The 9,405-nt window shown below is 52.8% G+C and carries 9 protein-coding genes and 1 pseudogene; 2 read left to right on the top strand and 8 right to left on the bottom strand.

Going from position 1 to position 9,405, the window contains the following annotated elements; translation table 11 throughout:
* From RT340_RS19670 to leuE, 7 genes are all read right to left on the bottom strand, one after another.
* Positions 1-651 (bottom strand): zinc-dependent alcohol dehydrogenase (locus RT340_RS19670; RefSeq protein ID WP_313377542.1); only part of this gene is annotated, 651 nt, incomplete at its 3' end.
* Position 652: 1 nt separating this feature from the next.
* Positions 653-1,948 carry a hypothetical protein gene (locus RT340_RS19665; RefSeq protein WP_097119116.1) on the bottom strand — a complete coding sequence of 432 codons (1,296 nt, stop codon included), beginning with the start codon at positions 1,946-1,948 and terminating at the stop codon, positions 653-655.
* On the bottom strand, positions 1,941-3,269 hold the full coding sequence (hisD, locus tag RT340_RS19660) for a histidinol dehydrogenase (protein ID WP_313377541.1): 1,329 nt from the start codon (positions 3,267-3,269) through the stop codon (positions 1,941-1,943). The genes RT340_RS19665 and hisD overlap by 8 nt, the downstream gene beginning before the upstream one ends.
* Before the next feature lie 18 nt (positions 3,270-3,287).
* Complete coding sequence (locus RT340_RS19655; protein ID WP_097119114.1) at positions 3,288-4,049, bottom strand: ABC transporter ATP-binding protein; 762 nt, start codon at positions 4,047-4,049, stop codon at positions 3,288-3,290.
* Positions 4,049-4,894, bottom strand: coding sequence for an ABC transporter permease (locus tag RT340_RS19650; RefSeq protein ID WP_313377540.1), 846 nt, complete (start codon positions 4,892-4,894; stop codon positions 4,049-4,051). The genes RT340_RS19655 and RT340_RS19650 overlap by 1 nt, the downstream gene beginning before the upstream one ends.
* 61 nt (positions 4,895-4,955) lie before the next feature.
* The gene (locus RT340_RS19645; RefSeq protein ID WP_211728978.1) at positions 4,956-5,942 is read right to left on the bottom strand and encodes an ABC transporter substrate-binding protein; all 987 of its coding nucleotides are present in this window, start codon (positions 5,940-5,942) and stop codon (positions 4,956-4,958) included.
* A gap of 335 nt (positions 5,943-6,277) precedes the next feature.
* Entirely contained in the window at positions 6,278-6,916 is a 639-nt protein-coding gene (leuE, locus tag RT340_RS19640) for a leucine efflux protein LeuE (protein ID WP_058961387.1), read from the bottom strand.
* A gap of 219 nt (positions 6,917-7,135) precedes the next feature.
* Here leuE and RT340_RS19635 point away from each other — a divergent pair, with 219 nt between their 5' ends.
* Both RT340_RS19635 and RT340_RS19630 read left to right on the top strand, forming a co-directional pair.
* Positions 7,136-8,206 carry an ABC transporter substrate-binding protein gene (locus tag RT340_RS19635; RefSeq protein WP_313377539.1) on the top strand — a complete coding sequence of 357 codons (1,071 nt, stop codon included), beginning with the start codon at positions 7,136-7,138 and terminating at the stop codon, positions 8,204-8,206.
* Positions 8,175-8,888: pseudogene (locus RT340_RS19630) on the top strand (substrate-binding domain-containing protein). The gene RT340_RS19635 and the pseudogene RT340_RS19630 overlap by 32 nt, the downstream one beginning before the upstream one ends.
* Before the next feature lie 17 nt (positions 8,889-8,905).
* Here the strand turns inward: RT340_RS19630 and RT340_RS19625 are convergent.
* A partial coding sequence (locus RT340_RS19625; RefSeq protein ID WP_313377538.1) for a DUF4105 domain-containing protein occupies positions 8,906-9,405 on the bottom strand: 500 nt, incomplete at its 5' end.

The raw sequence follows: 9,405 nt of genomic DNA, 5'->3' as shown, positions 1-9,405 counted from the left end.
AACACTAAAGGAATATTTTTGGGGCGAGGACAGCGGCACGAAAGAAGCGATCAATTGATAGTGCTGCGAATTCGGTTCGACAAACAGCACCTGACATTTTTTCAAGCGATGCAGAAGTAACGCTGTCAAACCTCCGATGGTTCCGCCGCCCGTGACACACACAGCATCACCTTCTGCGGGATTGAGTTGATTCACCACTCGCAACGCCACGCCTAGCGGTTCACTCAATACCGCTATCTCATCGGGAATCGCATCGGGTACCGCCAGCAAACTACTTAGCGGTAACGTTACCTGTTCAGCAAAACCACCGTCAAACACTTCTCCTACAAAGCCTAGGGACTCGCACAGGTTCATCGCGCCAGACGAGCAAAATGCGCAATGGCCGCAATACACGCGCGAATCAGCGACTACGCGCATGCCTGGCTGGAAGCGGTCGCTCTCGCCGTTGATTTCGCTAATGACGCCGAACAACTCATGTCCTGGTGTTACCGGAAGATGAGCAATCCACTTTCCAGTTTTGAAATTATGTAAATCGGAGCCACAGATTCCTGCTGAGTGCACGTTGATCCTGGCCCATCCGGCGGGCAAATCGGGTGGGGAGAGTTCATCAACAGTGACCTGACCAATACTTTTGAGGCGTATCGCTTTCATCTCAGTTCTCCGTGATCAGGCTGTTGATCCAGTGGGTGAATTCATCCTCTCCGCCGCACGCCAGCATCACGGCAACCGAGAAGCCAATCGCTGAGCTTGTCGGATTATGGTTACTGGATGAGCCGGCACGTAAATTCATCACCAGCGTCGGACAGCAGAACAACGCCAGCCGCATAATCTGTTGCCAGTTGCCGGGCAGCCAGCCTTTCTCCTGCAGGGCTGCAAGCAAAGGCTTCCAGTAAAGCTCTCCTTTACTGGTCAGAAATGCGCGGCGTAGCGGGCTGAGTTGCCAGTCATGTTCAACAATCAGCGTGTTGCCATCGCACCGCACATTGACCTGATAGCGGGCGGCGGCATCGTCAGGTTCATACAACCAGCACGGATGCGCATAAATGTTATGGAACGTGGCTTTAATTTCAGCCAGTAAAGCGGGAATATTGCTACCCGCAAAAGCAGGGTCGAAACTCACCAGTTCAGGTTCACCGTGCTGCGTTTCGTACCATACGTTGGCATTGTGTGCATCACCATGTGCCACCACGACACCGTGAGACGCCAGCGCAGCAGGTTTCAACACTTCTCCCGCGGCCAGGAACAGCTGGTGAAGAGTCTTGGGATATAACACGCCGTTGACCTGCCAATGCATCTGGCTCAGAGTTTCCCAATCGAGCTGCACCTCACCCAGCGTGAAGCGCTGCCCAATATAGAACTGCGCTACTCGCCCACCCAAGCCATCCGGATCACCCTCGGAAACCAGTCGATTCCAGAACAATTGATGAATAGATTCAGCTGCCACTTCTGCCGCCGTTGCCATACGCAACGGCGGCAGCGTGTGAGCGAGAATATCGCTATCGGCGCGACGCTGAGCCTCAATAATCGCTGCTGATTGCTTCCAGTCCGCTGTGGATTCCACTGCACGGCACACATCCGCCAGACGCTGATCGTTGCGTAAGCTGTACAGCAGAATTTGTCGTCCCGGTTCACCGCAGGTGTAGACCGGCACATCGACAGCGAAGCCATGCTCACGCAGCAGTTCAGCGCGGTAATACTCATCAATGGTGTGCTCTTCCCCTTCTTCGTGATGGAATTTGAAAAACAGCGTGCGCCCATCCGCGAGCACCACGCGACCATTTAAAGAGTTCAGGCTGTATTGATCGCGGTTGATCTGCAGGCTGATCGCCTCGATCCCGGTGACATCTGCGATCAACTGCTGAAGTTTCTCGCTGGCACGTTCCCACTGGTTTTCTTTGGTTAAACGACGCGCTTCTGCCGCAAGTGGAGGACGCAGGCGATCATTCATCGCGCCCACCTTTCAGTAAGGTCTGTCGGATATCTGACACCGCCAATGCATGGCCGGGGAACCCTTCATATTCCGCAAAGCGTTTGGCTTTAGGAGCCAATTCCTGATAGCCCCGGCTGGTGACATAAGCGATAGACATACGCTTCATATAGTCAAACACCGAGAGCGGTCCTGCGGTTTTCGCCGCCCCGTTGGTTGGTAACACCGCATTAGGCCCGAGCACGAAGTTACCCAGCACAATCGGCGAATGCTCTCCCAGCAGAATTTCACCCGCATTGCGGATTTTCATCATCACATCCATCGGTTCGTGTGCCAGCACTTCGAGATGTTCCGGGGCGTACGCGTTGACGAATTCAATCGCCGTGGCAAAGTCTTTGGTGAGGATCACGCCACCGTGGTCGCCACAGAGTACGCGCTGGGAGAAATCTGCCCTTTTTTCACCGATCTGCTGCCAGTAGCCCGGTAGCGCGGCGATGGCCTCTTCCGCCACGCGACGGCTGGACGTCACCAGATAAGCCGAGCTATCCGGGCCGTGTTCGGATTCAATTATCAGATCGAGCGCCGCCAATGCCCCATTCACCGAATCATCCGCTAAGATTAGGCTTTCGCTAGGACCCGCAGGCACACCGGGATCGATCAAATGCGCAAGCTGACGTTTGGCCGCTACCACCCAGGGACTGCCGGGGCCGACAATTTTTAAACATTTCGGAATGGATTCGGTGCCCAACGCCACTGCCGCCACCCCTTGTGCACCGCCACATTTGTACACGTGCTCAATTCCCACCAACCGCGCAGCAACCAGCGTTGCATCATCCACAGTGCCATCCGGGCCTGGGGACGTAATCACAATGGGCAGCGGCACACCGGCGACGATGGCGGGGATGGTTGTCATTAGCAATACGCTGGGAAATGAACCCTTACCGCGCGGGACATAGCAGGCTACGGCATCAATCGGAACATGGCGATCACCGGCAAAAGCACCAGGACGCATCTCTTTCCACCACATCTCCTCGGGCTTCTGTGCTTCATGAAACGCGCGGATATTCTCCACCGCGAAACGGATCGCGTCGATCACCTGCGGATCAACGCGTTCGAATGCCGCATCGAACTCCTGTTCGTCAGCCTTGATGGCAAAGGTTTCTGGCTGCACGCCATCAAATTCACGGGCAAAACGAATTAACGCCTGATCCCCTTCAGTTCTGACTGCTTCAATAATCGGCTTCACCTTTTCGGCAAAACTCGACAGGTCAGATTCGGTGCGTTTGAATAGCTGCTCAGGTAATACGTCAGACGTTGACAGATCATGAAATGAAACGGCCATAGTTAATCCTCAATATTGTCAGTGCGTGAATTCGTGTTGGTGAATGCGGCTCAGCACCTTATGCTGCAGCTCGATAAATTCAGGTACGCGATTGATCCCCTCATGACGGGGGCGCGGTAAGTTCACCGCGAAAGTGGTATCGATTTTTCCTGGGCCCATCACGACAATGCGGTCCGACAGCCTGACGGCTTCTTCAATATCGTGCGTAACAAACATCACCGTCAGGCGATGCTTTTCCCAAATCTCAATCAATAACTGCTGCATCTGGTGACGCGTCATGGCATCCAGCGCGCCAAAAGGCTCATCCATTAACAGAATTTTGGGGCGATACGAGAGCGCTCGGGCGATGGCCACACGCTGCTTCATCCCTCCCGATAGTTCACTGGGCCAGCGATCGGCGGCATCACCCAGTTTCACCAGTTCCAGATGCTGCTGCGCGATTTCCCGGCACTGGCTGGCTGGTGTGCCTGCGGCTTTCAGGGCAAATTCAATATTGCCGCGCGCCGTCAGCCACGGCAGCAAAGTGTAAGATTGGAACACTACGCCGCGATCCAGCCCAGGGCCGGGAATCGGTTGCCCGTCTACCAGCACATCGCCGCTGTCAAACTCCTCCAGACCAGCTGCAATAGATAACAGTGTGCTTTTGCCGCAGCCGGAAGCCCCAACAATCGAAACAAACTCGTTGTCATTGAGCGTCAGGTCGATGCCATGCAGCACGCGGCGGCGAGATTTCCCCTGAGCGAAACTCTTCTCCAGTTTATTTATTGTTAAGCTCGCCATCAGGAACGTCTCCGGTTGTAGCGGAATAACACACGCTCAGCGGCGCGCATGATTTGGTCGGTAATCAGGCCCAGCAGCCCCAGTAACAGGATGTAGCCGATGATGGTGTCGGTCTGGAAATAGCGTTGGGAAACCACAATGCGGTAGCCTAAACCTGAGGTAGAAGCCACCAATTCAGCCAGCACTAACCACGTCCATGCCCAACCGAGGCTGATGCGCAATGCATCCCAAATTGCGGGTAAAGCAGAGGGGATGACAATTCGCAGTAAGATTTTGCGATCGGATAAGCCAAGGGTACGACCCAGCCCGACGAAATCAGGTGGCACGCGTTTGATGGCATCGATCATCATCAGCACCTGCTGAAAGAAGGTACCAATCCAGATCACGAGGAATTTCTGAATATCGTCAGTACCCGTCCATAAAATGGTGAGAGGGACAAACGCCACCACCGGCATATAGCGAATAAAATCGACCAGAGGTTCAACTATGGCTTTAAACAAACCGTAGCAACCCGCCAGAACGCCAATCAAAATGGCCATCGCCGAGGAGATCGCGAACGCAATCACCATGCGATACAGGCTGCTGGCGATATCACTTTGCAAAGTACCGTTCTGTGCCAGCGTCACCATCTGATGCCAGACGCGTTCAATGCCCGGCAGAAAAATAGGTTTGATTGCTCCTGAGGATGTGGCCAGCCACCAGGCCAGAATCAAGAATACGAACACCAGAATCGCGATAGTTAAAAATTGGGCCCGTGAGGGTTCTCTACCAATGGTTAAAAGGTGACTCCGACGGCGTTTTTTCTTCGCCTGACGATTAACCCGCTGCAACTCAACTGAACTCATGCCCCCTCCTGATTTCCATGCCTCTCCGCTGACAGGTGCGGCAGAGAGGCGCTATCAACGCTTATTGCTGATTGGCAAACTCTGCATCAATGGTTTGAGCAGGCGTCACCGGTTGGGTCACAATTCCGGCCTCGGTTGCCGCTTTTAAAATATGCGGGAAGGTTTTAGTGGTGAAATCATGTGAGAGATAGGCTTTGTTTTCACTCAAGGTAAAATATTTAACCCCATCAAAGGCGGTATCTAAATCCTCAGGTGTAGCCCCCACCGCTTTAGAAATAATGGCGCGGCCTTCAGTGGTATTGGCGTTATAAAAATCGAGCGCCGCACCCCAGGTCTTAATTAATGCTTTTATTTCATCCGGGTGGCTTTTAATAAAATCATCACGCACGACCAGCACATCACTGATTAAACCTGGATCGGAAGATCCGCTATACAGCATTTTAATACTGGGGTCTGATTTCTTCGCCACGCTGAGATAGGGCTCGTAGGTGACTGCTACGGGTACTCTTCCAGCCAGGATGGCACTACCAGCCGAAGCTGCAGGCATCGGCACCGGTTTAATATCACTAAAGGATAATCCTGCCGATGCCAGCGCGCTGCGCAGCAGGATATCGCTGGTGGTGCCCTCTTCATATGCGACCTGCTTGCCTTTGAGCTCCTTAACGCTGCCGACCTCTTTGCTCGCCAGGATGGCGTCTGCCGTGTTGCTCTGATCCAGCACCAGGACGATTTTTACCGGCAGCCCGGCGGAAATCATCCCCATAGCGGTGTGAGTAGCGATATTGGCGGCATCAATCTGACCACTCGCCAGCGCCGCATTGATATCTTTATCTTCGGCGAAGTTAATCACTTCAACCTTGTTCAACCCAGATTTGGCAAAAAGGCCCTTTGCCGAGGCTATGTGCCACTGGCCGTAGCCCAACCAGGGTTCAACCCCCATTTTGATAGGCGCTGTTTCCGCTGCATAAACAGAGTGTGCCGCGAGTGTGAATAAACCTAAGCAGCAAACATGAGAAACTGATTTCTTCATAGCATGGAGAGAAAACATAGTTATTTCCTTCTGTTATGATTATGGGGTGTTAGCGACAAGTGATACACTCATGTATATACAAGGGTATGCAAGAGTGGTGCCAGTTAAATATCCGCTTGTGTCCGCAGTCATTAATCTTTTCTGCGCCTTAACGGTGCACACCAATAGTGCACTGCACTATGGCAAACAATATCCTGCTCATTAAGAACGTCGAATAAATTAAAAGAAAAAAGCTGGGCGGGTCACAACAAATTTTGGTGGGAGTAGAAAGCCGGGGATAATTTAAATGCTACCCGAAAACGGAAACAGCAGGTTTTCCTGCTGTTTCCTGGATATTAGCGCTGGGGATAAAATTAACTTTGTGCACTCATTAAGCGCACAGCAAAACCAAAGAACAACATGCCCGTGAGCATATTCCCCAGTTTTACCAGACGAGTGCGATTTTTCAGAAAGCGAACCATCACGTTGCCCGCCATCAGCAAAATCAGGTAATAGCTCAGGCTGATCAGTTGAATCATCGAGCCCAGCACTGCAAAGGCAGGCGCAGTGTGAGTGACTGCTGGATCAATAAACTGGATGAAAAAGGAGACGTAGAACAGAATGGCTTTCGGGTTGGTCACGCCCAGCAGCAGTGCGCGCAGGAAATAATTTTCTATTTTAACGGCTTCAGCGGGCTGGTTACCTTCGCGCTTGCGCAATGCACCCAGAATGATTTTTACGCCTAAATAGAGCAGGAACATCGCGCCCAGATACTTCACCACCATAAAAATGTGCGGACTGGTGCGAATCAGCGTCGCGACACCGGCCCAGGCAAGGAAGATCAGAATCAGATCACCCATCATCACCCCTGCTATCGCCTTAGACGCCGCTTTAGCACCGCGGCTCATCCCGGTACGCAGCACGTATAAACTGTTTGGGCCGGGCAGCAGAATAATCACCAGCGCACCCGCCAGAAACGTCCAGACATTAATAATTCCTACATCGTGCAACATAACAACCACTACTCCACCGCCATGCAGGTTGATTCGCCCGATGGCTTTTGTTTTGATTTGACAGGTGAAAATTGACAGCGGATCGCGCTGCAATTGGCCCGATATTGTAGCAGATGACGCTGTGCCATGTCGTCCGACGACTGCGTATCACTGAAACAGTCATAGGCACCTGCCAATTAGCGCTATATAATCCGTTGCATTACGCTGCAGGGATAACTCATGAACACAACGCTTAACCGCATGATTCTGGCGGGCTTACTCACCTTTACCTCTTTGAACACCTTCGCCAGCCGTGTGGTGACCGACCAAATTGGTCGTCAGGTGACGATCCCCGATCAGGTCGATCGCGTGGTGGTGCTACAGCACCAAACGCTGAACCTGCTGGTGCAACTCAACGCGACCGATAATATCGTCGGCATCCTCGCGAACTGGAAGCAACAGTTGGGTGATGGCTACGCGCAGCTGGTGCCTGAACTGACACAGAAAGCCATGCTGGGCGATCTGACCCATGTGGATTTAGAAAAATTGGTGGCGCTGCATCCGCAGGTGGTTTTTGTCACTAACTACGCGCCAAAAGAGATGATTGACAAGATTTCGGCGCTGGGCATTCCGGTATTGGCTATTTCCTTACGCCATGACGATGCAGGGGAACAAGGCAAGATTAACCCCAGCATGCAGAATGAGAATCAAGCTTACGATCTCGGCATCAAAGAAGGGATTACCTTGATTGGTGAGGTGGTGAATAAGCAGCAACAGGCCAAAGAACTGATTGCCGCGGCGTTTGCCGGACGTAAACTGGTGAGCGATCGTCTGCAAGGTTTAACTGAGCAACAGCGTGTTCGTGCTTACATGGCCAATCCGGACCTCACCACTTATGGTTCTGGCAAATACACCGGTTTGATGATGTTGCACGCGGGCGCCTACAACGTTGCGGCATCGACCGTTCAGGGTTTCAAGCAAGTCAGCATGGAGCAAGTTGTGGCGTGGAATCCTCAGGTGATTTTTGTCCAGGATCGCTATCCTCAAGTGGTGGATGAGATCCAACAAAATCCACGCTGGCGCACCATTGACGCGGTGAAGCATCATCGGGTCTGGCTGATGCCGGAATATGCCAAAGCCTGGGGCTATCCAATGCCAGAAGCTATCGGCTTGGGTGAGCTCTGGATGGCGAAGAAACTCTATCCGGAAAAATTCCGCGATATTGATATGCAACAGCAGGCTGATCGCTGGTATCAGCATTTTTATCGGACCGCCTATCATGACAACGCTGCACATTCTGGCAGCCGGTAGTCTGCGCGGTGTCTGGCCGGATCTGATGACAGCCTTTCATCATCAGTCTGGCCTGACGACCGACACCCACTTTGGTCCTGCTGGCTTACTGCGGCAAAGGATTTAACGAGGTGAACATTGCGATCTTTTTGCCTCCGCCAATCTTCAGCACCCGGCCACGCTGTTACAGCGCGGTCTGGCAATGCACACCGGCAAATTTGCCGCTAACAGTCTATGTTTGACCACCAGAAGTGACGTTGTCACCGAAAACGACACCTGGCTTTCTCTTTTACAACGTGACGACCTGCGGCTGGCAACATCGACGCCGTTAAGCGACCCTTCCGGCGATTACACCTGGCAGCTGTTTGACAATATCGGACAGGTTTATCCAGGCTGCGGTGAAAGGTTGAAACAGCGCGCGCGTCAGCTGGTGGGTGGCATCGATAGCCTGGCTGTCCCCACGGGCGAACTGGCAGCACAATGGTTAATCGACCAACAGCACGCAGATCTCTTCATTGGTTACGCCAGCTATGCTCCACGTCTAATCAATCATCCGCATTTGCAGGTATTGAGCATACCGGAACCGTTCAACATTCAGGCGGAATATGGATGGGCGACTTTCACCCACTCTGCTAATCCCCTTGCCGCCTTTCTCAGTACAACAGCGGCCAGAGCCATTCTGCAACAGAATGGTTTTGCCTGAATGCTGTTCAAAAACGGTCAACGTAACAAACTGCGCACGACCATGCGTGCGCCGAGCAGTTCGACTCTTAAACGATGAATGATTTTGCGATAGCGGCTGGTTCGCTGTTGAGTTTCCAGCACACGGCGCAGCAAAATGCAGTAATCCATCACCAGTCCTGGCGTCCACGTCATGCCTTCTGCGCGGCTGCGTACCAGGCTCAACAACCAAAAATCGGGGTTGAGGATGACCCAAAGCCCTTTCAAACCGTGTTCACCCAACAAGCCTTCAGTAGCAACGTCCAGCGCCTGCATTACGCTGGTCGAACAGTTACGTGATGTGAGGTTATAGCGGGTATCGGTTGCATTCGCGCGCCAGTAATTGCGCAAGGCTGCCTGATTGTAGTGCGTAAGAACCAGACGTTTATCAGGGCGGCACCATCTTTTGATTTCACTTTCCAGCGATGGCAGCAAACAACCCTCAACGTCGAACTGCCCTGTTGGGCGGAGCGTTTGGAGGAAACCGCGCAAGCTGAGTG

Origin of the sequence: Pantoea sp. CTOTU50773 (assembly GCF_032082325.1) — a bacterium.
Taxonomy (GTDB): Bacteria; Pseudomonadota; Gammaproteobacteria; order Enterobacterales; family Enterobacteriaceae; genus Pantoea; species Pantoea communis.
The sequence above is the reverse complement of the archived record's forward strand: the minus strand, read 5'-3'. Positions and strand labels throughout refer to the sequence as shown.